The sequence below is a fragment of the Bradyrhizobium sp. SZCCHNS1022 genome, from assembly GCF_032484835.1.
Classification (GTDB): Bacteria; Pseudomonadota; Alphaproteobacteria; order Rhizobiales; family Xanthobacteraceae; genus Bradyrhizobium.
This window is the reverse complement of sequence record NZ_JAUETT010000001.1, coordinates 2,221,465-2,244,351: the sequence shown is the minus strand read 5'-3', so window position 1 is coordinate 2,244,351 and position 22,887 is coordinate 2,221,465. Positions and strand designations below refer to the sequence as shown.

The following is a 22,887-nucleotide window of genomic DNA, read 5'->3' as shown; positions in this document are numbered from 1 at the left end:
TGACCTCTATTCGTCATGAGCAGTGTGGCAGGACCGGCCTGCCCCCTGAGATTCAGGGGCATACGCAAGCAACGATCCCTGTTCAGTCATTCACGGCTCCTCGCAAAGGCTGGTCCGCCACCGAAGTCGGCTGGCCTCCCATAGACCGAGGAGCGCCCCCGTCGAATCGCAGTCCAATTGCTCAATGGACCGTCGTTACGGGCAAATGCAGTGGAAAAGTGTATCCGCGGCCTCACACCACCGGTGTGACGCCCGGCAGCGCCTGGACCAGCTCGCGGAACTTGGCCCCGCGGATCTCGAAATTGCGGAACTGATCGAACGAGGCGCAGGCCGGCGACAGCAATACCACGGCATCCCTGAGCCCGGAGGCTTCGGCATCGGCGGCGGCCTGCGCCACCGCAACATCGAGTGTGCCGGACATCGCATGCGGCACCTCGTGGCCAAGTGTCTTCGCGAACTCCTCGGCGGCCTCCCCGATCAGATAGGCTTTTCGGATGCGCGGGAACAAACCGGTGAGGCTGGTGATGCCGCCAGCCTTGGGCTTGCCGCCGGCGATCCAGAAGATGTCGGCGAAGGACGACAGCGCATGCGCGGCCGCATCGGCATTGGTGCCCTTGGAGTCGTTGACGAACAGCACGTTACCGCGACGCCCGACCTGCTCCATGCGATGCGCAAGGCCCGGGAAGCTGCGCAGCCCCTGTTGCAACACATCCTCGCGCACGCCGAGCGCGAGCGCGCAGGCCGCTGCGCAAGCGGCATTCTGCGCGTTGTGCAGGCCCCGCAGCGAGCCGATGCCGCCGATCCGCGCGACCTCGTTGCGGGCACCGCCCGCGGCGCGCAGGATCGTCTCGCGTTCGACATAGATGCCGTCAGGCAGCGGGTTCTTCACGGAGACACGCACGACGCGCTTGCCGGCCTGATCGAGCCGGTCCGCGACAGCGCGCGAGAAACCGTCATCCACGCCGACGATCGCTGTGCCCTGCGATGTCACTCCCGCAACCAGGCGCTCCTTCACCGCGGCGTAGTTCTCGATCGTGCCGTGACGGTCGATGTGGTCCTCACTGACATTGATGAGAATACCGACGGTCGGGTCTAGCGAGGGCGTCAGGTCGATCTGATAGGACGACATCTCGATGACATGCACGCGGCCCATCCGGGGCGGCTCCAGCGACAGGATGGCAGTGCCGATATTGCCGCCCATCTGCGTGTCGTAGCCGGCAACCCGCATCAGATGCGCGATCAGCGCCGTCGTGGTCGATTTGCCGTTGGTACCGGTGATGGCGACGAACGGCGCATCCGGCGCATGGCGCTTGCGCTCGCGGCAGAACAGCTCGATATCGCCGATCACCTCGATGCCGGCTTCACGCGCTTTCAGCACGCTCCAATGCGGCGCCGGATGGGTGAGCGGGATACCGGGTGCGAGCACCAGCGCGGCGAAATTCGCCCAGGAGACGCTGCGCAAATCGGCGGTGGCGAAGCCCGCTTTGGCGGCCTCTGCGAGCCGGTCCGCGCCGTCATCGCCAGCGATCACTTCGGCGCCGCCGGCGCGCAGCGCGTGACAGGACGCAAGCCCGGAGCCGCCGAGACCGAACACGGCGACCGTTTTTCCGGCGAAGGAAGTGACGGGGATCATGTTAGCGCAGCTTCAGCGTGGACAGGCCGACGAGCGCCAGCATTACCGAGATGATCCAGAAGCGGATCACGACCTGCGGCTCGGTCCAGCCAAGCTGCTCGAAATGATGATGGATGGGCGCCATCTTGAACACGCGCTTGCCGGTCAGCTTGAACGAGACCACCTGCACGATCACCGACACCGCCTCCAGGACGAAAAGCCCACCGATCACCGCCAGCACGATCTCGTGCTTCACCGCGACCGCGACCGCCCCGAGCATCCCGCCCAGCGCAAGCGAGCCGGTATCGCCCATGAAGATCGAGGCCGGCGGCGCGTTGAACCAGAGAAATCCCAGGCCCGCGCCGAGCACCGCACCGCAGAGCACCGCGAGCTCGCCGGTGCCGGCGACATAATGGATCTGCAGATATTCGGAAAACACGGCATTGCCGGCGAGATAGGCGATCAGGCCGAAGCTGGCGGATGCGATCATCACCGGCACGATGGCAAGACCATCGAGCCCGTCAGTGAGGTTCACCGAGTTGCCGGCGCCCACGATGACGAAGGCGCCGAAGAGCACGTAGAACCAGCCGAACTTGATGACTAGATCCTTGAAGAAGGGAATGGCGAGCCCGGTTGAGGACGGATCGCGACCGAGCCGGACCAGCGCATAGCAGGCTACCAGCGCGATGGCCCCCTCGATCAACAATCGGAAACGGCCGGCGAAGCCCGAATGCGACTGCTTGGTCACCTTCAGATAATCGTCATAGAAACCGACGAAGCCGAAACCGAGCGTGACCGCCAGCACGATCCAGACATAGGGGTTGAGCGGGTTGGCCCATAATACCGTCGAGACCACGAGCCCCGACAGGATCATCAGCCCGCCCATGGTGGGCGTGCCCTTCTTGGAAATGATGTGCGACTGCGGACCGTCGGTGCGGATCGGCTGGCCCTTGCCCTGTCGCAGCCTGAGATGGTCGATGATCCAGGGGCCGAACAGGAACACGAACAGTGCACCGGTCACAACCGCGCCGCCGGTCCGGAAAGTGATGTACCGGAAGACGTTCAGGGCGGTGCGGAACATCCCGAGGCTCGGGAAAGTGTTGGTGAGGTCGATCAACCAGTAAAACATACAGTCCGCCTGTGCCGTCCCGCCGAGGCCGCCCGGTCCGCGGCGCTTATCGCGAATCCACGTTTGGGGGAATCTTTAACCACGAACGAGGCCTCCGTGCGAATCGTCGCAATCAGCTCGTGCCTGTGCGGGCATACCTGCCCCGCTCACGCAAGGGAAGAGCAACGCACACGCGCCGCGATCTCGCCCTATTTCGAGCTCCCGATCTCAGACTGATGCTTGCAATGCCGCGGCAAGCCGTGGGACGAACTTGTTCACCCAGAATATCTTCTTGCTGCCCTTGATGACAACGACGTCGCCGCGCTTCAGAAGCGCCGCAACCGACGCAGGATCGAGCGTCACCGGGTCATCATGGCAGCCGAACCGCTTGCCCTCCGGCAGGATCTCGAACAGGTGGCGCATGAGAGGGCCCACACAGTAGACTCCGTCGATGCCGGTGAGATGGCGGAGCAGCCCTTCGTGATAGGCCCGGGCTTCCGCGCCAAGTTCCAGCATGTCGCCGATGACCGCGATCCGCCGTCCACCGACGGGACGCGCCTGCAGGCTGTCCAATGCCGCGGCCATGCTCGCCGGATTGCCGTTGAAACTGTCGTCGATCAGCACCACGCCGCCGGCAGTCTGCTCGACGCCGCGCCCGGTCATGATGCCGACATCACCGAGCTCTTCGGCAAGCCGCGCCGGGTCGAGGCCGGCGGCCGCAACTGACGCAAGCGCGGCCAGCGCATTCTGCACCCGATGCGGCGCACCTGGGGTGAGCGTGAATTGAACATTGCGGCCGCACACCTCTGCGCTGACGTCCCAACTGTCACCCCGCGGGGCATGCGAGAGTTCACGCACCTCGCCGCCCTCGCCGAAGCGGACCATCTTGCCGCTCCATTCCGGCGCGGACAGCTGCGCGGGCAGCACCAAAATCCCGTCGTCAGAAAGGCCGCGCGCGATCGAGACCTTCTCCTTGCGGATCGCCTCCAGGCTGCCGAGTTTCTCCAGATGCACCGGCTGGACATTGACGACGAGCGCGACGGTCGGCCGGGTCAGCTCGGTCAGCCGCGCGATCTCGTCCCGCTGGTTCATGCCCATCTCGACCACCCACACCGACGCACTCGGATCGGCGTTGCAAAGCGTCAGCGGCACGCCCCAGAAATTATTGAAGCTGGACGGACTTGCGGACGCGTTCGGATAGGCGGCGATGAATTCCTTGGTCGAGGTCTTGCCGGCGCTGCCGGTCAGCCCGATCACCGGTCCAGAAAAGCGGGCACGCGCAGCGCGTGCGAGCCGCCACAATCCATCGATCAATGTGTCTGATACGATCAGCTGCGGCACGCTGATGCCGTCGATGGCGTGCGGCACGATCATCGCGACGGCACCGGCCTGTTGCGCATTCGCCGCAAACTCCCAGCCGTCGCGGCTCGAGGCAAAGCTCGAGATGAAGCCGCCGCTCGGCGTGCCGCTCAAGGCCACGAACAGGCTGCCGGGCTTCACGGCGCGGCTGTCCTGGGTGACGAAATCGATCGGCGTATCCGGGAAATCGCCGGCCAGATTCAGCGCGCGCGCCACTTCGGCCACGGTCCACAACGGCGCCTTCGTCATATCGTCCTCGATGCTTGGGTTCCGAGGCTTGCCAACGCTTCGGCGACCGCTTCGTGATCGCTGAAGTGCAGAACCTTGTCGCCGATGATCTGGCCGGTCTCGTGGCCCTTGCCGGCGACGACGAGCGCATCACCCTGTTCAAGTCCGTCGACCGCCACGCGGATTGCCTCGGCACGATCGCCGATCTCGCGCGCTTCCGTAGCTTTCGCCAGGATCGCCGCGCGGATTGCCACGGGATCTTCGCTGCGCGGATTGTCGTCGGTGACGATGATGCTGTCAGCATTCTCGGTCGCGATCGCGCCCATCAATGGCCGCTTGCCAGTATCGCGGTCGCCGCCGGCGCCGAATACGACGACCAGCCTGCGCTTCGCGTAGGGCCGCAGCGCCTGCAGCGCCTTCGCCAGCGCGTCGGGCTTGTGCGCATAGTCGATGAAAATCGGCGCGCCGTTACGTTCGCCGACCAGTTCGAGCCGGCCTTTGGCGCCTTCAAGAGTGGTGAGCGCGTCGAACACGGCATCAGCATCACTGCCAGTGCCGATCGCAAGCCCGGCGGCAACCAGCGCATTCTCGATCTGGAAAGCGCCGACCAGCGGAAGGCGGATGTTATGAATGCGGCCGCGATGCTCGATCGCAAGTGCTTGCGCGAAACCTTCGATCGCAGCACTCACCAGCCGGATGCCCTCGCCCGCCCCGTCGCCCTTGGCGCCCACCGTCATCACGCGCAGACCACGGGCTTTCGCCGCGTCGATCACCTGTTGCGAGCAGTCGTGGTCGGCCGAGATCACCGCGGCGCCGCCGGTCGGAATCAGATCCCGGAACAGGCGGAGCTTGGCATTGAGGTAATGCGCGACGTCAGGATGGTAGTCCATATGATCGCGGGACAGGTTGGTGAAGCCGCCGGCCGCGATGCGCACGCCGTCGAGCCGATATTGATCGAGCCCGTGCGACGACGCCTCGAAAGCGAGATGGGTGACACCACCGTGCGCGATCTCATCGAGCTGACGATGCAGTGCGATCGGATCGGGCGTCGTCAACGAGCCATAGACCGTACGTTTGTCCGAGACGAGGCCGATGGTGCCGATACTCGCTGAGGAATGGCCGAGCCGCTGCCAGATCTGCCGCGTGAAGGCGGCAACCGAGGTCTTGCCGCTGGTGCCGGTGACAGCTGCGATCGTGGACGGTTGCGCGGGAAAGAAGCGCGCGGCGGCCAGCGCCAGCGCACGCCGCGCATTCGGCAGCACGACAAACGGAACGGCAAGCTCGCCGGAGGGCGCATGCTCGCCCGCGACAGCGACGGCGCCGGCAGCGACGGCCGCGTCGACGAAGCGCGCACCATCCGTCTTGGCGCCGGCCAGCGCGAAAAACAGATTTCCCGGCTTGACCACGCGGCTGTCGACGGCAAGCCCGGTGACATCGGTCGCAGCGACGCGCGGATCGAGCCGCGTCTCGTCACCCAGGAGGTCGCCAAGTTTCATCGTCATCCCATGCAGCGCCGCGGAACCTGCGGCGCCTTCAAGTCAGGCTTACTGCGTCAGCCGCGATGCCGCAAGAATTTGACGGTCGGACGGCGGCAGATCGAACCGCGGCTCGATGCCGAGCAGCGGCCCGATCCGGGAAATCACGTTGCCGGCCGTCGGCACCGCGTTCCAGCCGGAGGTGATGAAGCCGTAAGTCTCCTTCAGCGGCTGCGGCTCGTCGAGCATGATCAAAAGCTGATAGCGCGGCTTGTCGGCCGGGATGATGGCGGTGAAGGCGGTCAGCACCTTTTTCTTGGCATAGCGGCCGTTGATGACCTTCTCCGCGGTGCCGGTCTTGCCGCCGATATAATAGCCCTTGACGTCGGCCTTGCGCGCGGTGCCCACCTCGGCGTTCAGGCGCATCAGGTAGCGCATCTTCTCCGAGGTCTCCGGCTTGATCACGCGCTTGGCGATCGCGCGCGCCTCTTCCTCGCTGCGCTTCAGGAAGGTCGGCGGAATCAGCAGCCCGCCATTGGCGAGCGCACTCACGCCCATCACGGCCTGCAACGGCGCCACCGCCATACCGTGACCGAAGGCGATCGTGATCGTGTTCAAGTCGCCCCAGCGCTTTGGAACGAGCGGCGACGCGCTCTCGGGCAGCTCGGTGCGCAGGCGGTCGAGCTGTCCCATCTTGCGCAGGAACGCCTTATGCGCGTCCACGCCTTGCGACAGCGCGATGCGCGCCGCACCGACGTTGGAGGAGAAATAGAACACCTCCTTCATGCTGAGGAAGCGACCCTTCGGCTCGTCGTCATGGATCGTGAACTTGCCGTAATGCAGCGGCCCGCGCGCATCCCACATCGAATCCAGTCCGTATTTTCCGGTATCGAGCGCCATCGCCAGCGTAAAGGCCTTGAAAGTCGAGCCCATTTCATAGACGCCGGTGGTCAGGCGGTTGATGCGGTCTGGGTCGTGCGCCTCCTTCGGACTATTCGGATCGAAATCCGGCAGCGACACCATCGCGACGATCTCGCCCGTATTCACGTTGGCGACAATGCCGGAGGCTGCCTTGGCATGGAACTTGTCCTTCGCCTTGAGCAACTCATCGCGCAACGCGTGCTCGACGCGCAGATCGACGGACAATTCGATCGGACGCTGCAGCCGGTCGGTCGCGAAGCCCGCGCGATGAAGGTCGGCCAGGCCCTGATTGTCCAGCCATTTCTCCATTCCGGCGATGCCCTGATTGTCGATGTTGACGAGGCCGATCACATGGGCGACCTCGTTGCCGGTCGGATAGACGCGCTTGTTCTCGCGCAGGAAGCCGATGCCGGGAATGCCCAGCTTGTGAATCTCGAATTGCTGCTGGGGCGTGATCTCGCGCTTGAGCCAGACAAACCCCTTCTTGGACGACAGCCGGTCGCGCACCTCGGCGGTGTCGAGATCGGGCAAGGTCGCGGTCAGAAGCTCGATCGCCTCGTCCTTGTCGATCAGCCGACGCGGCTCGCCGAACAGGCTCGGCGTCTTGACGTCGGTCGCCAGCACCTCGCCGTTGCGGTCGACAATGTCGGGCCTCGCGGTGGCGACTGCGTCCTGCTGCGCGGCGCGGCGCGAATTCGGACCATCGGCACCGAGCGCAAACATCACGAGTCGTCCGCCGATGATGGCATAGACCGCGGCGAAGGCGATCATGGCAAGACCAACGCGTGCGCGGGCCTTCGCCGCGCGATCGACATTGCGGCCGTAAAGCAGCGTGCGCACCAGCCGCTGATGCCAGGGCTCCTTCGTCCGCTCCTTGTTGACCCGCCCCTGCGGCACCAGAGCACGGTTTGCTGGATTGGTCATTGCTGGTCCTCCGGATGAGGCACCGAACTCGTCACGGCGGGGTCGTCCTGATTGGCGGAGTCGATCGCATCGATCATGGAGCCGATCGGGTCCGGATTGTTCGGCCGGGCGAACCTCGGCGGCCGCTCGGGAAGGTTTTTCAGGTTGTCATATTGGTTCGCGTTGAGCGGCTTGAGCGGCAGATGCCGCTCGACCAGCCCTTGCAGCCGAAGCGGCGCATCGAGCTTGGCCCATTCGGCCCGCAGCACCGCGATGGCCTCGCGCTGCTCGCGGATCTCGGCGCGCAGCTGCAGCACGCGTTCGACCCGCGCCGTCGAATCCATCTTGATCCGGTAGACATAGGCCGCAGCGAAGATCAGCGCGCCGATCACGAGCAGGTGGATGAGACGCATGGCTCAGCCTCCCCTCATCACGTCGGCGAGCCGCGGCCAAGACGGCAGATCCGCCGCGCGATGGGCGGGCGCAGCGGTGCGCTCGGCGGCGCGCAGCTTCGCCGAGCGCGCCCGCGGATTGGCGGAGATCTCGGCGTCCCCCGGCGTCATGGGGCGGCGCGTGAGCAGGTGAAAGCTCGGCGCGATCTGCGCGACTTCCGGCAGATGCCGCGAGCCGCCGCCGGTCTTGCTGCGCTCGGCCAGGAAAGTCTTGACGATCCGGTCTTCCAGCGAATGGAACGAGACCACGGCAAGCCGGCCGCCAGGCTTCAGCACGCGCTCGGCAGCCGACAGCGCGAGCTGCAGTTCGTCGAGCTCCTCATTGACCAAGATACGAAGCGCCTGAAAGGTTCGCGTCGCCGGATGAATCTCGCCGGGCTTGCTGCGCACCACGCGCGCGACAATGTCGGCGAGCTGCCGGGTCGTCGTGATCGGCTGGTCCTTGCGCGCGGCCACGATGGCACGGGCCACGGCGCGCGAATGCCGCTCCTCGCCGAAGATGTAGATGACGTCTGCGAGGTCGCGCTCCGAGCCGCGCGCGACGACATCCGCCGCAGTCGGCCCGTCACTGCCCATGCGCATGTCGAGTGGGCCATCGGACCGGAACGAGAAGCCGCGCCCCGCCTCATCGAGCTGCATCGAGGAGACGCCGACATCCATGACGATGCCGTCAACGGCATCGCGCCCTTGCGCCGCACAGATCTCGGCGAGCTGCGAAAAGCGGCCTTCGACCAGCGTCAGCCGCCCCGCGACTTCTCCGACCAGCGCAGCACCACCGGCAATCGCGGTATGGTCGCGATCGATGCCGATCACTTCGGTTCCCGCCACCGACAAAAGCAGCCGGCTGTAGCCGCCGGCCCCGAAGGTGGCGTCGACATAAATGCCCCCCTCGCGCGGCGACAGCATCTCGACCGCCTCGGGCCCGAGCACGGAGATATGGCGCTGGCCAGCCGCGCTCATCGGCCGGCTCCGGTCAGGAAGCGGCGAGACATACAGCCATTGGTCGGCAGCGAGTTCATCGCGCCCTCGATCCTCGCGCCAAGTCCACGCGTCAAGCTGCCAGGCAGCGCCGTGCACCGAGCGGCATCCCCGCCACGCCTGCGACCTTCGAAAGGCCACGCACGCGCGAATGAGGTCCAATCGCCCGGAATCCGGTGTTCCCCACACCTCGAACTATCCTTCCTTCGCGTGCAGGAACGTCAATCATTGCCACTTGCCGACCTTTCGACCTGATCGGCCCATCACCCCTGAGTAACGACCGTTAGCGTTAAGAAACCGTTGACGATCTCGGGCGGATTTGAGGCGGACTGCATCGAGCCACGGGATTGTCAATGCCGATTGTCAATGCGCGGACGGCATTGCCGGCTTGGCGCAGGCCATGCATGCAAGTTCGATCGCGAGTGGTGCATGCAAAGGAATAGTGGCAGGCTCCATCGGATTTGAGCTATGGCCGTCCGCCGAAATCTTGCTTTGAGTCGCTCCATGCCGCCTGCCCCACCCGACAAGTCCGATTCAAAGCCGGCACTGCCGATTCCAAAGGGCAGCGAAGGTGTGGAACCGTTCACGCCGGATTCGTCGATTGCCTCCGATGTCGTCCCCTCGCCTAATTTTGGCGAGCGCAACGACATCCGCCAACCCGATATGATCCTGTTGCACTACACCGGGATGCCCGATGTGGAGGCTGCGATCACCAAACTGTGCACGGCCGGCACCGACGTTTCCGCACATTACATCGTGCTGGAAGACGGCCGGATCATCCAGTCCGTGCCGGAAGCCAAGCGTGCCTGGCACGCTGGCGTCGCGTCCTGGGCCGGCGAGGAGGATATCAATTCCTGCTCGATCGGCATCGAGATCGCCAACCGCGGCCATGAATGGGGCTACCCGGATTTTCCGTCACGGCAGATCGCGGCCGTGATCGCGCTTTGCCGCGGCATCATGCTGCGCCGGAACATTCCGCCGCATCGCGTGCTTGGCCATTCCGACGTCGCGCCTGCGCGGAAGAAGGACCCCGGCGAGAAATTCCCATGGCATTCGCTGGCCAATTCCGGCGTCGGGCACTGGGTGCAGCCGGCCCCGATCACGCGCGGCGCATCGCTCAAGCTCGGGAGCATCGGCGACGACGTGCGCGACCTGCAAAAGGCCCTCGCCAAATATGGCTACGGCGTGCCGATCAGCGGCAAGTTCGACGGCCCGACCCTGGAAGTGGTGACGGCGTTCCAGCGCCATTTCCGTCCCGAACGTGTCGATGGCATCGCCGACCATTCGACGTTGCTGACCCTGGGCGCCCTGCTGACGAGCCTGCCGACCGAGGTCGTGGCGCGGTGACGAATCAATCCTCTGCGCTCAGCTCGGCGAGCCGGCGCGCATAAAGCCGCTTGAGCGGCGCAAGTTGCGTGGCTTCGGACGCGGCGAGATAAGCGCCGCGCGCCTCGTCCCGCCGGTTCAGGCGACGCAACAAGTCGGCGCGAACGGCGGGCACAAGGTCGTAATCCTTCAATCCACCGCGCGCGGCGAGAGCGTCGACCAGCGCCAGCGCTCGCGTCGGTCCGTCGACCATCGAAACCGCCGCCGCATGGTTGAGCTCGACGACCGGCGACGGCGCGATGCGCAGCAACACCTCGTAGAGGCCTGCGATCTGCGGCCAATCCGTTGCGTCGTAACTGGGCGCGCGGGCGTGAAGCGCGGCAATCGCAGCCTGTACGAGATAGGCATGTGGCCGGCCCTTGATATTGAGAGCCTCATCGACCAGCTGCAAGCCCTCCTCGATCTGCCCGCGATCCCAAAGGCTCCGATCTTGTTCTTCCAATAATACGATATCGCCCGACGAGGTCGCGCGCCCCTCCCGGCGCGCATCATGCAACAGCATCAAGGCCAATAGCCCCTTGATCTCTCCCCTCGCCGGCAACAGACAATCGAGCAGACGTGCGAGCCGGATCGCCTCGCGCGCGAGACTGGGCCGCATCAAATCGTCACCCGAGGTCGCAACATATCCTTCGGTGAACACGAGATAGATGACGGCGAGCACGCCGTTGAGGCGTTCCTCCAGCGCCTCGCGCCCAGGCACCTCATAGGGAATGCCGGCCAGCCGGATCTTCTGCTTGGCACGGACCAGGCGCTGCGCCATCGCCTCCTCGCCGACCAGGAACGCCCGCGCGACCTCACCGTTGGTCAGGCCGCAGACGGTGCGCAAAGTGAGCGCGATCTGGACCTCGGGCGCGAAAGACGGGTGGCAGCAGGTGAAGATCAATCGCAGCATGTCGTCGTCGATCTGCTGCGGATCGACCGCCTCCTCAACTGCTGCCGCGTCGAGCTCGATCGTGAGCGCCAGTTGCTGCTGCTTGTCGCGAAAGGCATTTCTCCGTCGGATGCGATCGATCGCCTTGTTGCGGCCGACATTGACCAGCCATGCCCGCGGATTGGCTGGCAGTTCGCCGCCGCGCCAATTTGCGATCGCCGCGGCGAACGCATCCTGCAAGGCGTCCTCAGCGAGATCGAAATCGCCAACCAGCCGGATCAGCGTGGCGAGCGCACGGCCGGACTCGTCGCGGAAGATCTGTTCGATGGCGGCTGGGGTCATGCGCGTACGCCTACAGCATTCGTCATTCCGCGGCGTCCGAAGGACGAGCCTGGAATCCATAATCACGATCGGGAGTATGGATTAATCACGATCGGGAGTATGGATTCCGGGTCTGCGGCTGACGGCGCAGCTCGGAATGACGGCGGAGAGAGCTGGCTAATTATACACCCAGATAGGCCGCACCTCGATCGAACCGAAGCGCGCACTGGGGATCCGTGCGGCGATGCCGATCGCCTCATCGAGATCCTTGGCCTCGATCAGGTAGTAGCCGCCGAGTTGCTCGCGGGTCTCGGCAAACGGACCGTCGGTGGTCAGGATCTTGCCATCGCGAACGCGCACGGTGGTCGCGGTCGTCGTCGGCCGCAGCCGGTCACCGGCCTTGAAGTTGCCGTTCTGGATGATGGACTGGGTGAAGGCCTGATATTCGGCGAGCGTCTTCTCGGCTTCGGCCGGGTCCCGCTTCGCATATTCGACCTCGTTCTGATAGATCATCAGCAGATACTGCATGGCTTGCTCCTTGTGATCGGCTGGATTGCCGACATCCTGTCGAACGGCCAACGCTGGAAACGACAACGCAGGATAAAATATTCTGGACGAAAGCTGGCGACTTGACGGGCGGCGCGCAAACCCCCATGCAGAGCGGGTCAGTCGGCCGGACGGCCGCTCCGGCAGGTGCCGAAAGGGCGCCGGGGAGGAAAGTCCGGGCTCCATCGACATGCGGTGCCGGATAACGTCCGGCGGGGGCGACCCCAGGGACAGTGCCACAGAGAACGAACCGCCTCGCCTTCGCCCATCAGGGCTTCGGCGCGGTAAGGGTGAAAAGGTGCGGTAAGAGCGCACCGCGGGTCCGGCAACGGAACCGGCATGGTAAACCCCACCGGGAGCAAGACCGAATAGGGACGGCAACGCGGGCCCTTCGCGCAAGCGATAACACCCGCGGGAGCGATGTCAGGCTCGTCGTCCGGGTAGGTTGCTCGAGGTTGCGTGTAAGCGCGATCCCAGAGGAATGGCCGTCACGTACCATGTCCGCGCAAGCGGCGCGGTGCCCTACAAAACCCGGCTTACAGGCCGGCTGATATGTTCAATGAGGGGTTCGGCGCGATAAGCGCCGGACTCCTCGCCATTTCCAATCTGTTCATATAGCCGCCTCTCATACGGCCGCTTCGAGCTTGCCGATCTCGATGGCCTGCCGCTCGAACAGTCCGCGATAGAGCCCGTCCGGCCGTCCGACCAGCGCAGCATGATTGCCCTGCTCGACGATCCTGCCGCGGTCGAACACCAGGATCCGATCAAGGCCGCGCACGGTGGCAAGCCGGTGCGCGATCACGATCGCGGTTCGTCCCTTCATCAGCCGTTCCATCGCTTCCTGGATCAGCGCCTCCGATTCCGAATCCAGGCTCGAGGTCGCTTCGTCCAGGATCAGGACCGGCGCGTCGGCCAGGAACGCGCGTGCCAGCGCCACGCGCTGCCGCTCGCCGCCCGACAGTTTCACGCCGCGCTCACCGACCAGGGTGCCGTAGTCCTTGGGCAGGCGCATGATGAACTCATGCGCGTTGGCCAGTTTCGCCGCCTGCTCGATCGCAGCCTGGCTCGCCCCGGGACGCGCATAGGCGATGTTCTCGGCCAGCGAGCGGTGGAACAGGATCGGCTCCTGCTGCACGATCGCGATCTGGCCGCGCAGCGACTCCTGTGTCGCGAGTGCGATGTCCTGCCCGTCGATCAGGATCCGCCCGCCACTGACGTCGTACAGCCGCTGCAGCAGCTTGACGAAGGTGGTCTTGCCGGACCCGGACCGGCCGACCAGCCCGACGCGCTCGCCGGGACGGATGTCGACCGACAGCCGCTCATACAGCGGCGCGCGATGGCCGCCATAATGGAACGTGACCTCGTCGAACACGATATGCCCGCCCGTGATCCGGATCGGCCTGGCCGCCGCAGCATCGACGATGCCGATCGGCTCATCATGGATCGCCACCAGCTCGTCCATGTCGTTGACCGCGCGCTGCAGGTTGTTGATGTGCATTCCGACATCGCGCAGGTAAGCGTGGATCACGTAGTAGCTGGTGAGCACGTAGGTGACGTCGCCCGGCGAGGCGTGGCCCGCGATCCACAGCAGCACCGAGCCGCCGATCACCGAGGCACGCAAGCACAGCAGCACGAACAGCTGCACGGCAGCCGTGGTGTTGTAGCGCAGCCAGGTGCGATTGACGCGCTTGCGCCAGCGGCTGATCACCCGGGCCAGCCTGACATCCTCTCGCGCTTCGGCGCCGAACGACTTCACCACCGCGTTGCAGCTGATCGCATCGGCCAACGTGCCGCCGACCTTGGTGTCCCAGGCGTTGGACACGCGCGCCGCCGGTGCGATGTAGCGGGTCGAGAACACGACCGTCATCGTCACATACAGCACGGCGCCCAGCGCGATCACCGCGCCCAGCGAGGTCCAATGCAGGCCGAGCAGCACCATCGAGCCCAGCAACACCGCCAGCGACGGCAACAGCGCCAGCAGGATGGTGTCGTTGTAGAGATCGAGCGCCCACATGCCGCGGGTGATCTTGCGCACGGTCGAGCCGGCGAAGCTGTTGGCGTGCCAATCGGTCGAGAAGCGCTGCACGCGCACGAAGGCGTCGCGCGCCACATCCGACATGAGGCGCAAGGTGAAGGGCACGATCAGCTGCAGCCCGGCAAGCCGCAGCACGATCGACACGAAGCCGAGTGCGACGATCGCGCCGAACGCCGTCAGCGCGGCATCGCGCGCGGCCGCATCGGCCGGGCCGAGCGTCAGTGCGTCGACCAGCTTGCCGGAGAACACCGGCATGAACAGGTCGGCGACGGTGGCGGCGAGCAAAGCCGCGCCGATGCCGAGCGTCATGCCTGGCTGCTTCAGCCAGTGCCGGAATACGAACGGCATCACGACGCGGATGGCGGCGGGTCGCTCCTTGGCTTTCGACTTAGTGACTTCAATGGTCATGGCATCATCCGGCCACGCGTGTCGCGCGGATCGGCTCCAGTTCAATGCCAGCGCGCGCGGCAGGCCGCGCAAGCGTCAGGCGTAATATCAGTGACTTAGTGGGAAGTGCGGCGACCGCGCTAGCAGTCGTAGCGGGTGTCGGCAGCGCTCAACGAAAAGAGCGGGACCCCGGCGCAAGCTTCGGACGCGGGCATGTGATCTGCAGATGCGACATATCCATGCAAATCTCCCCGGTTCGAGCGACAATGATCGTTCTATATACGCGGCGGTATGATTTGGCAACACGCATGCATCACATGCGCGTGCGCAGTCAGTGATCCCCGCCCACAGCGGCCATCGGCGAGCTCGGCTTGTTCAACAGCATCACGGTCAGGCTGAGGCCGATATAGAACAGGGTCAGCATGAAAAACGCATCGCCATAGCCCATCACCACGGCCTGGCGATGCACGATCTGCGACAGCTGCTTCATCGCCATCACGGTGGAATCGCCCATGCCCTGCAGCCGCTGCTGCAGCATGTTCAAGGTCTCGACCGCGGCGGCATTGCCCCAGGTGACGCGGTCATGCAGCCGGCTGATGTGCAGGTCGGTGCGGTCGTTCAGCACCTCGTTGATGACGGCGAGCCCGACCGCGCCGCCGAGATTGCGCATCAGGTTGAACAGGCCGGAGGCGTTCTTGACCCGGTCCGGCGGCAGCGTGCCGAGCGCAATATTGTTGGTCGGCACCATCGCGCACATCATGCCGATGCCGCGCAAGACCTGCGGCAGGAACAGCTCCCAGAAATCGTAGTCGCGGGTGATGCCGGTCATCTGATAGGAGCCCATCGCGAACACGACGAGGCCGAAGGCGATGATGTAGCGCATGTCGAAGCGCTGCATCAGCCGCCCCACGATCGGCGCCATCAGGAACATGGTGACGCCGGAGACGAACATCGTCTCGCCGATCATCATCGCGCTGTAGCCGCGCACTTCCGCGAGATAGCGCGGATAGATGTAGGTGAGCCCATAGAGCCCGATGCCGATGCAGAACTGCAGCAGGCAGCCGACCGCGAAATTGCGATTGCCGAACGCGTAGAGGTCGACGATCGGCACCCGCGCCGTCAGCACGCGCCAGAAAAACGCCACTGCCGAGACGATACAGATCGCGGCGCAGACGGCGACACTGGTGTCCTGGATCCATTCATATTGCGGCCCCTCCTCCAGCACATATTCGAGCGAGCCGAGGAAGCCGCCCATGAACAAGAGGCCCCACCAGTCGAAATGGTCGAGCAACTCGAAATGCGGCTCGTCGAAATCGACCAGCGCCAGGACGCCGATTGTGATGAGGATGCCCGGCGGGATGTTGATGAAGAACAGCCAATGCCAGGACATCGCATCGGTGATGTAACCGCCGATGGTCGGACCTATGGTCGGCGCCAAGGTCGCGACCAGGCCGATGATGGGACCGACGATGTAGAATTTCGAACGCGGAAACACCGTATAGGCCGAGGCGAACACGGTCGGGATCATGCCGGCGCCGAGGAAGCCCTGCAGCGCGCGCCACAGGATCATCTCCTCGATGCTCGAGGCGAAACCGCACAAAAAGCTCGACAGTGTGAAGCCGGCCGCCGAAATCGCAAACAACAGCCGCGTGCCCAATGCGCGCGACAAGAAGCCGGACAGCGGAATCGCGATCACTTCCGCGATCAGATAGGCGGTCTGCACCCAGGAGACTTCGCTCGAGCTCGCAGACAGCCCGGCCTGGATCTCCGTCAGCGAAGCCGAGACGATCTGGATGTCCAGGATCGACATGAACATCCCGAACACCATGATCAGGAACGCGAACAACCGTCGCGGCGCCACGTAGTCGGACGCGGCGCCCGGCGCTTCGATCATGGTTGGGTTGGCTGTCGTCGCGTTGGCCATGGGTGTGTTCGGTTGTCGAGAGGAACCTCAACGCCGCCGCATCTTCCGCTCTGCTCCCCTCCCCCTTGCGGGGCCAAGACGAGCAAAGCTCGCTCTGAGGGGTCGGGGGTGGGGGTCCACAACTGCAGTCTCGCTTGGAGTACCCCCCTTCCCAACCCTCCCCCGCAAAGGGGGGAGGGAGCTCACTTCCGATGCTGCAGCATCTCACAAGAAATCAGTCATGCGCGTTCGAACGCGTCGTGACCATGAGTCGAAAGCGGCCGCGTCACTGCGGATGGATCATCATCGGCGAGTCCAGGTCCTCCTCGCTGTCGGCATCCTTGGCTCCATCCGTGCTGTCGACGGTGACGTAGACAGACATGCCCGCGCGCAGGAGATTCTGCCGCGCCACCGCCTTCGGCACGCGGATGCGCACCGGCAGCCGCTGCACGATCTTGGTGAAATTGCCGGTCGCATTGTCCGGCGGCAGCAGCGTGAACACCGAGCCGGCGGCCGGCGAGATGCTGTCGACCGTGCCCTTGAACTTGCGCGAGCCGTAGGCATCGACCTTGATCGTCACCGGCTGGCCGGGACGGATGCGCCTTAGCTGCGTCTCCTTGAAATTGGCGTCGATATAGACGTCCTCGAGCGGCACGACATTGCCGAGCCGCTGGCCGACCGCGACGAAATCACCGGTGTTGACCAGACGGTTGGAGAAGGTGCCGTCGACCGGCGCGCGCACAGTCGCGAAATCGAGATCGCGCTCGGCTTTCGCCAGCGACGTCTTCAATTCCGCAAGCTGCGCCTGCGCCTCGACCTGCTGTGCCTTGGTCACCTCGACATTGTCGCGCGCGGCATCGTAGGCGGCCACTGCCGCCTTCACTGCCGCCACACCCTGGGCGCGGGCGGCCTCGGACTGTTCGAAGACCGCGTGCGAGGCGAAACCCTTGGTGCTCAGCGCCTGCTGGCGATCATAGTCGAGATCGGCCCGCTTCTGCCCGGCTTCCGCCGAGGCAAGATTGGCCTGCGCCTGCTCGACCGCGCTCTGCTGGGCCGCGACCTGGCGGCCGATGCGGGCGATCGTCGCCTCCTGCGTTCCGATCTTGGTACGGGCGGCATCGACGGCGATCCGGTAATCGCCGTCATCGATCCGGAAGATCACGTCGCCCTTCCTCACCACCGCGTTGTCGCGCGGCAGGATCTCGACGATGTGGCCGGACACGCGCGCTCCCAGCATGGTGTTGTTGGCGCGGACATAGGCGTCGTCGGTCGAAACAAAGAAGCGGCCGACCAGATAATAATGCACGCCATATCCGGCGGCCGCCAGCGCGAGCAGAAGGCCGACGCCCATCATCACCCGCTTGCGCTTGCCGGATTTCGGCGGCGCCGATGCGGCGGCTTCCGTGGCTGCGGGCGGCTCGTCGGCGGGCGGAGTGGCTGCCGGCGGGGTGCCGGCGGGCGCCTCGTTCGAGGTCTCCAGTCCGCGGCGCTTGGCCTCGTCACCGACATGGCCGCGCAGCTGTTCACCCAGCCCGGCGCTCTCGCGCGCGGCCGAGCCCGTCGCCTCCTCCGGCTCCGGACGGCGCACTCGTGCGGCCTGATCTCTCGCTACGGCCATAAGACACCCCTGAACGATCGCATGAGCGATCACGAAACCATCACCTGGGCCGGCATCCGGCCCGTTGCCAATCAATAGCATTGACCGAACGGTTCGGTCAATATATCCATTCGCACGTGCAAACTAGGCGGTCACATCCTTCCCTGACCTTTTCGTCCGACAGAATCTTTGCCAAGACGCTGAACCAATGATTGAAGCCCACCCAGACACCGTCCAGGCCCATGGCGAGGAAGAGACCTCGAAGCGGCGCCAGATCCTCGAAGGCGCCCGCAAGGTGTTCATGGATCTCGGGTTCGACGGCGCCAGCATGGGGGAGATCGCGCGTTCCGCCGGCGTGTCCAAGGGCACGCTCTATGTCTATTTCACCGACAAATACGCGCTGTTCCAGGCCATCGTCGAGGAGGAGACGCGCACCTCTCTTTTGTTCAGGTTCGACCTTTCGCGCGACGTTTCCGCCAATCTCGCCGGCTTCGGCGAGGCGTACCTCGCGCTGATCTGCCGCCCCGGCGGCGGCTCGGCCATCCGCACGGTGATGGCGATCGCCGAGCGGATGCCGGATGTCGGCCGGCGCTATTACGACCGCGTGCTGGAGGGCACCATCAACCGCCTCGCCGCCTATCTCGACGGCCGTGTGAAAGCCGGCGAGCTCGCCATTGACGACTGCCAGCTTGCCGCCTCGCAATTCCAGCTGATGTGCCAGGCCACCCTGTTCCTGCCCTTCATCTTCCAGGCCGCGCCGGCGCCCTCCTCCGAACGCATCCGCGAAGTGGTCGCCAGCGCCGTCAGGATGTTCCTGGCGGCGTATGGAGTGAAAGGGTAGCGGCCGGACAGAGCGGCGTGGGCGCTGCCGCTCGGTTACCTCGCTGTCGTCGTTCGGCTTGCCGCCTTCGCTGACGCTTCGGCGTGCCATGAACCTGTAGCCTCGTCGAGGCCTTGGCGAAGACGTGACCGGACGACGACGTACTCTAGGGACCGCAGTGATTGAGCCGGCGGAGCGCGGAGTACGAGACCGTCCGCTGGAGCCTGCCCTCGGGTAAGCCGAAGGCGAGACCCTGCGGCGGACAATGACGCCGGGGATTGCGCCACGGGCATCGTGGACGTCAACAGACACGCGCTCTCCTTCTCGCGACGCTCATGCGCCCGAGCCTTGCAGATCGATCACCCTCGAAAAGGCAGAGGGTGCAGGGAAGGCCGGGAGCTCGCCGCCCCCATGGCCCGCCTGCAGAAAGAAAAGCAGGCGGCAGTCACCACAGGATCGGCCGAGACATCCCGGCCTTCCCCGCGCGATGGTCTTAACGGCTGCTTCGTGCTCTCCTCAGGGACCGGCTTTCTTGCCCCTGTCCGCGTGATGCGAAGCATCATCGCGTCGCGACAATGCGCGAAGCGCATTGCGCAGGCATCAGCACCGGGATGCCAGGACCACACGACTTGACCGTACGCATCGGGCCGTTCGTCGGCGTGAAAGATCACGCTGCAGCTCGAGACGTCCACCGCATTCCCGCACTCCACGTATCGTGACGACCGCGCGTACGCCCCTTGCATGAGGCGGGATGGCCATAGACAAGCACAATTTCTGAAAAAGAGAAATATGAATATTTTTAGCGGAAGGACTGGACAGGCGGAGTCGCGTTGAAACTGCTGGCGAACTTCGCGTTTCGGCGCACGCGTTTTGGGACGCGACTCTGCGGCCTTCGCGCGATTTCGGCTGGCGGGATCGACGCTCTGCTCGACCGCCATCTCCTCGAAGGTGCGCACCGGGGGCCGCGGGGCTATCCGCTGTCGAGGGCCATCCGACCCACCATCGGTGATTGCGGACCTATCGCTCTCACGTCGCGGGCGTCTTCGGCAGGGAGACATTTGCGGTCACTTCACATGGTTCTCGTCCGTCTACAGATGAAAGACTACAAAGCCGGCGGTTGATCTCACCTGTTGGGCGGCCTATGAGGCGCGCAGCGGCGGGTTTGGAAAAAGACGAGAGAAGCCGATGTCGAGACGTATCGATAGCTCGTGGACGGTCTTCGTCAGCGTCGAGAATTCGGAGCACGACAGGTGCGTGGATTTCTTCTGCAGGGCAGACCGCAGCTACGGATTTGAGGAATTCAGACGGGACGTTGAAGATGGCGGCCGATGGACGCCCGTTCAGTTCTATTCCGATGCGACCTACGCTTCATCAATTGACGCACTAGACGCCGCGCAGCGATGTGTATCGTGGCTGATACCCCTTCTCGTCCGGAAGCCGGACCTCAAAAATCGTATCAGCTTAGGTTAGGCGCCAAGCACCTCGCGCAGCAAAACCGCTTCGACATGCCCCGGCTATCGGTCATGAGGCTTGCTCAGCCGTGTAGCCTGGATGAGCGAAGCGATATCCGGGACTTTGACCTCGCATGTCGCTGCGCTCATGCGGGCTACTCGCTGTTCACGTCGATCAGGGCGGCCTGTGAACAGTGAGACCTCGTCAAACACCTTCGGCTTTCCAGGGGGAGACGTGGAAGCCAGCCGCCAAATTCCATGGTCACGCCGCTGAGCATCGATGCTCGTCGTCATTCAGCAGGTCAGAACCGGCCTTAGCCAGGGCTATGCTTAGTCAGCATTGACAGAACGGCGGAAGGCAGATCCGAGGCCTGTTCCACCAGCCGGTCCGCTCCGGCGGTTTCAAGCTCGTCTCGGCTGCCATACCCCCAAAGCACACCGAGGCTGCGCATCCCGACTGCATGAGCGCCGGCGATGTCGTAGCGGCGGTCTCCGATCATCAGGCAGCGCGAGGCCGGAATCCTCTGTTCGGATAGGATGTGCGCGAGCAGCTCCGGCTTATGATCCAGCTCTCCGCTCGGCACCGAGCCGTAGATGCCGTCGAAGCATGCAGCCAATTCCAGGTGCTGCAGGATGCGACGCGCGAAAGCTTCGCGCTTTGACGTCGCCAGAAGGAGACGCAATCCGACTTCTCGCAATTGCTGAAGGGCACGGCCAATTCCCGGATACGACTCGCTGCCGAGCAGACCGCTTTCGCCGTAGTGCTGACGAAAGGCGAGCACCGCCTCGTCAACCCGATCATCTCCATAGGACTGCAGCAAGACCTGCATGACGTCCTGAAGCGGCGGTCCAATGAAGCGCTTCACATCGAGCGCTTCGTCCGGCTCGTGGCCGAGCGCGCGCAGCGCAGCCAGGCAGCTTGCGACAATGCCGGGCTGCGAATCGATCAGAGTACCGTCGAGGTCTAGAAGAACGGCGTGGGTCGCGGACATGACCGAAGATAGCGATCAGCCAGAGACCGGTAAACGGCTATTTGATCCGCGCCGGCGTCGGGGGAAAGTGTCCGTTTTGGACCAGCGGCGTAGCCCTGATGAAGGAAGCAAGATCCGGGACTCTGCCCCCGCATGTCGCTTCGCTCATGAGGGCTACAAGCTACCATCTCGGTGGCCGATGCGGCAGTCGACGCAACTGCAAGCTGGCGTCGGAAGCGTCCGGGCTCCTCCCAGGCTGGCTCGACATTCCGAGCCTGTGGGCGATGAGAGTGCCCCCCGCGCTTCCCTAGTTGTTTTGGGCCAGGATGGCGGGAGTGCGGATTCAATTCGCGGCTATCTGTCGATGCATTCCTTGAAGTCGCACAAAGGACGCCCATGCCTTTCGATATTCCGTGTCCAAGGTATCGATCGTAAGCAAGGCTCTGCAGGCTTCATGGATTTCTTCCGCTGAAGGCCGCTTGGTCGTATCTCTGGCGGCCTCCGATCGGTGCCAGCGATCCTCGACATCTTCCGCCAAAGCCAGTGCCTCGGACGTGGTCCGCTTCCGGGTCGGCTTGGCCAAAGGATGGGCCGACGGGAAAGTGGGCCAAGCGAGCGGAGGCTGATCGACTCGCCAGTCAACGGCGTTGCCGCCGCCGGCCTGCTCGGTCGAATGCGGCTGCTGCCCAGTCACCTGGTCCGCGGCCATTGCCGTCCGTCCAGCCAGCTGGCCGATCTGCTGCTCCATGGTATCGCCACTCGACGTGCCGCCGGCTGAGGGGGCCAGCGTTGCCAGGGTCGATAGCGTCGAAGGATCAGCCTTGGGAGGAGTGATCTTCTGGACGGCCTTCACCATCGACATCGCTCCGGGTGATATCGCCACATCCGGCTTGCCTGCCTTTTCCTCCGCGGTCGCCGGGCAGGGTCTGAACGAAGAGCGCTGGTGCGTCAGCCGTCCGTCATCGTCGATGTAGGCAAAGTCGAGCGACACGGCATAGGCAAAGGCGACATCGGCGAAGCTTCCGTCTTTGTCGCGTGCTTTGACCGCACCACAAACGTATTTCGCAGCATCCGCCTCGACCGAACGCAATCCGTTGAATTGCGCAGAATCCGGATCGATCAGCACCCGTCGAACCGCCGCGCGAGCTCTCATGTGTTCTGTCGAGAAGGTGCTCTTCAGAACAGCCGGGTTGATCACGTCGGGCTGGTAGTACCACCTGCAGCCCGCAGCGAAGAACGCTGCGCCGACGCCTGCTGCAATCACGAGGGCAGGCACATTCATCTGGTTGCTTCTATTTAACTAAACACGTTAAAATTGATATTCTGCGCAATCACGCTCCGGAGAGCGCGCGCAATCTCGCTCTTTCTAACCGGTACGGTGATACTCAAAAATGGAGGAGAAAAGCAATCTTTACGTGTGTTCTATCATGATACCGCAAGACGTAGTTAATAGATCCTTCCATCGTGAGATATGCAAATCACGCGTCTGGGTGGCGTACGATGGAGAGCTGATGGAGTGAAGCCGAATGCAGCGATCTGGCTCGTGACGGCTCGGGCTCCGGT

16 protein-coding genes and 1 other RNA gene are annotated in these 22,887 nt (G+C 64.3%); 3 read left to right on the top strand and 14 right to left on the bottom strand.

Annotated features, from left to right (window positions below; all coding sequences use genetic code 11):
• Positions 1-232 precede the first annotated feature (232 nt).
• The 7 genes from murD to rsmH form a co-directional block, all read right to left on the bottom strand.
• Positions 233-1,633, bottom strand: a complete 1,401-nt coding sequence (gene murD / locus QX071_RS10155; protein WP_315700957.1) for a UDP-N-acetylmuramoyl-L-alanine--D-glutamate ligase — start codon at positions 1,631-1,633, stop codon at positions 233-235.
• A gap of 1 nt (position 1,634) precedes the next feature.
• Positions 1,635-2,741 carry a phospho-N-acetylmuramoyl-pentapeptide-transferase gene (gene mraY / locus QX071_RS10150; protein WP_315700958.1) on the bottom strand — a complete coding sequence of 369 codons (1,107 nt, stop codon included), beginning with the start codon at positions 2,739-2,741 and terminating at the stop codon, positions 1,635-1,637.
• Positions 2,742-2,948: 207 nt separating this feature from the next.
• A complete protein-coding gene (murF, locus tag QX071_RS10145) occupies positions 2,949-4,328 on the bottom strand; it encodes a UDP-N-acetylmuramoyl-tripeptide--D-alanyl-D-alanine ligase (RefSeq protein ID WP_315700959.1) in 1,380 nt (459 codons plus the stop codon).
• Entirely contained in the window at positions 4,325-5,803 is a 1,479-nt protein-coding gene (locus QX071_RS10140; RefSeq protein ID WP_315703079.1) for a UDP-N-acetylmuramoyl-L-alanyl-D-glutamate--2,6-diaminopimelate ligase, read from the bottom strand. Before QX071_RS10140 ends, murF begins: the two co-directional genes overlap by 4 nt.
• Before the next feature lie 48 nt (positions 5,804-5,851).
• Entirely contained in the window at positions 5,852-7,627 is a 1,776-nt protein-coding gene (locus QX071_RS10135; protein WP_315700960.1) for a penicillin-binding protein 2, read from the bottom strand.
• Positions 7,624-8,019 (bottom strand): hypothetical protein, encoded by a 396-nt coding sequence (locus QX071_RS10130; RefSeq protein ID WP_315700961.1) that lies wholly within the window; start codon positions 8,017-8,019, stop codon positions 7,624-7,626. The genes QX071_RS10135 and QX071_RS10130 overlap by 4 nt, the downstream gene beginning before the upstream one ends.
• 3 nt (positions 8,020-8,022) lie before the next feature.
• Positions 8,023-9,018 carry a 16S rRNA (cytosine(1402)-N(4))-methyltransferase RsmH gene (rsmH, locus tag QX071_RS10125; RefSeq protein WP_315700962.1) on the bottom strand — a complete coding sequence of 332 codons (996 nt, stop codon included), beginning with the start codon at positions 9,016-9,018 and terminating at the stop codon, positions 8,023-8,025.
• Between the two features lie 522 nt (positions 9,019-9,540).
• Between rsmH and QX071_RS10120 the strand changes: the two genes are divergently transcribed.
• The gene (locus QX071_RS10120; RefSeq protein ID WP_315700963.1) at positions 9,541-10,383 is read left to right on the top strand and encodes an N-acetylmuramoyl-L-alanine amidase; all 843 of its coding nucleotides are present in this window, start codon (positions 9,541-9,543) and stop codon (positions 10,381-10,383) included.
• 4 nt (positions 10,384-10,387) lie between these two features.
• On the opposite strand, the gene QX071_RS10115 is transcribed toward QX071_RS10120, so the two are convergent.
• A complete protein-coding gene (locus QX071_RS10115) occupies positions 10,388-11,635 on the bottom strand; it encodes an RNA polymerase sigma factor (RefSeq protein WP_315703080.1) in 1,248 nt (415 codons plus the stop codon).
• Between the two features lie 156 nt (positions 11,636-11,791).
• A complete protein-coding gene (locus QX071_RS10110) occupies positions 11,792-12,142 on the bottom strand; it encodes a YciI family protein (protein WP_315700964.1) in 351 nt (116 codons plus the stop codon).
• A gap of 137 nt (positions 12,143-12,279) precedes the next feature.
• Between QX071_RS10110 and rnpB the strand changes: the two genes are divergently transcribed.
• Positions 12,280-12,715, top strand: an RNA gene (gene rnpB / locus QX071_RS10105) — RNase P RNA component class A.
• A gap of 70 nt (positions 12,716-12,785) precedes the next feature.
• Here rnpB and QX071_RS10100 read toward each other — a convergent pair.
• The 3 genes from QX071_RS10100 to QX071_RS10090 form a co-directional block, all read right to left on the bottom strand.
• On the bottom strand, positions 12,786-14,603 hold the full coding sequence (locus QX071_RS10100) for an ABC transporter ATP-binding protein (protein WP_315700965.1): 1,818 nt from the start codon (positions 14,601-14,603) through the stop codon (positions 12,786-12,788).
• Between the two features lie 310 nt (positions 14,604-14,913).
• On the bottom strand, positions 14,914-16,506 hold the full coding sequence (locus tag QX071_RS10095) for a DHA2 family efflux MFS transporter permease subunit (protein WP_315700966.1): 1,593 nt from the start codon (positions 16,504-16,506) through the stop codon (positions 14,914-14,916).
• A gap of 265 nt (positions 16,507-16,771) precedes the next feature.
• A complete protein-coding gene (locus tag QX071_RS10090) occupies positions 16,772-18,103 on the bottom strand; it encodes an HlyD family secretion protein (protein ID WP_315700967.1) in 1,332 nt (443 codons plus the stop codon).
• 187 nt (positions 18,104-18,290) lie between these two features.
• On the opposite strand from QX071_RS10090, the gene QX071_RS10085 reads away from it, so the two are divergent.
• Positions 18,291-18,923: a TetR/AcrR family transcriptional regulator gene (locus tag QX071_RS10085; RefSeq protein ID WP_315700968.1), complete on the top strand. Its 633-nt coding sequence runs from the start codon at positions 18,291-18,293 to the stop codon at positions 18,921-18,923.
• A gap of 1,744 nt (positions 18,924-20,667) precedes the next feature.
• Here the strand turns inward: QX071_RS10085 and QX071_RS10080 are convergent.
• The gene (locus tag QX071_RS10080; protein WP_315700969.1) at positions 20,668-21,345 is read right to left on the bottom strand and encodes an HAD hydrolase-like protein; all 678 of its coding nucleotides are present in this window, start codon (positions 21,343-21,345) and stop codon (positions 20,668-20,670) included.
• A gap of 322 nt (positions 21,346-21,667) precedes the next feature.
• Complete coding sequence (locus tag QX071_RS10075; RefSeq protein ID WP_315700970.1) at positions 21,668-22,606, bottom strand: hypothetical protein; 939 nt, start codon at positions 22,604-22,606, stop codon at positions 21,668-21,670.
• Positions 22,607-22,887: the final 281 nt, after the last annotated feature.

What these genes read in the sequence shown, in the direction of transcription:
- mraY (WP_315700958.1), bottom strand. Translation starts at nt 2,741, where the DNA reads ATGTTTTACTGGTTGATCGACCTCACCAACACTTTCCCGAGCCTCGGG.
- QX071_RS10075 (WP_315700970.1), bottom strand. Translation starts at nt 22,606, where the DNA reads ATGAATGTGCCTGCCCTCGTGATTGCAGCAGGCGTCGGCGCAGCGTTC.
- QX071_RS10140 (WP_315703079.1), bottom strand. Translation starts at nt 5,803, where the DNA reads ATGAAACTTGGCGACCTCCTGGGTGACGAGACGCGGCTCGATCCGCGC.
- rsmH (WP_315700962.1), bottom strand. Translation starts at nt 9,018, where the DNA reads ATGAGCGCGGCTGGCCAGCGCCATATCTCCGTGCTCGGGCCCGAGGCG.
- QX071_RS10130 (WP_315700961.1), bottom strand. Translation starts at nt 8,019, where the DNA reads ATGCGTCTCATCCACCTGCTCGTGATCGGCGCGCTGATCTTCGCTGCG.
- murD (WP_315700957.1), bottom strand. Translation starts at nt 1,633, where the DNA reads ATGATCCCCGTCACTTCCTTCGCCGGAAAAACGGTCGCCGTGTTCGGT.
- QX071_RS10080 (WP_315700969.1), bottom strand. Translation starts at nt 21,345, where the DNA reads ATGTCCGCGACCCACGCCGTTCTTCTAGACCTCGACGGTACTCTGATC.
- QX071_RS10135 (WP_315700960.1), bottom strand. Translation starts at nt 7,627, where the DNA reads ATGACCAATCCAGCAAACCGTGCTCTGGTGCCGCAGGGGCGGGTCAAC.
- QX071_RS10115 (WP_315703080.1), bottom strand. Translation starts at nt 11,635, where the DNA reads ATGACCCCAGCCGCCATCGAACAGATCTTCCGCGACGAGTCCGGCCGT.
- QX071_RS10100 (WP_315700965.1), bottom strand. Translation starts at nt 14,603, where the DNA reads ATGACCATTGAAGTCACTAAGTCGAAAGCCAAGGAGCGACCCGCCGCC.
- QX071_RS10110 (WP_315700964.1), bottom strand. Translation starts at nt 12,142, where the DNA reads ATGCAGTATCTGCTGATGATCTATCAGAACGAGGTCGAATATGCGAAG.
- QX071_RS10090 (WP_315700967.1), bottom strand. Translation starts at nt 18,103, where the DNA reads ATGGCCGTAGCGAGAGATCAGGCCGCACGAGTGCGCCGTCCGGAGCCG.
- QX071_RS10085 (WP_315700968.1), top strand. Translation starts at nt 18,291, where the DNA reads ATGATTGAAGCCCACCCAGACACCGTCCAGGCCCATGGCGAGGAAGAG.
- QX071_RS10120 (WP_315700963.1), top strand. Translation starts at nt 9,541, where the DNA reads ATGCCGCCTGCCCCACCCGACAAGTCCGATTCAAAGCCGGCACTGCCG.
- murF (WP_315700959.1), bottom strand. Translation starts at nt 4,328, where the DNA reads ATGACGAAGGCGCCGTTGTGGACCGTGGCCGAAGTGGCGCGCGCGCTG.
- QX071_RS10095 (WP_315700966.1), bottom strand. Translation starts at nt 16,506, where the DNA reads ATGGCCAACGCGACGACAGCCAACCCAACCATGATCGAAGCGCCGGGC.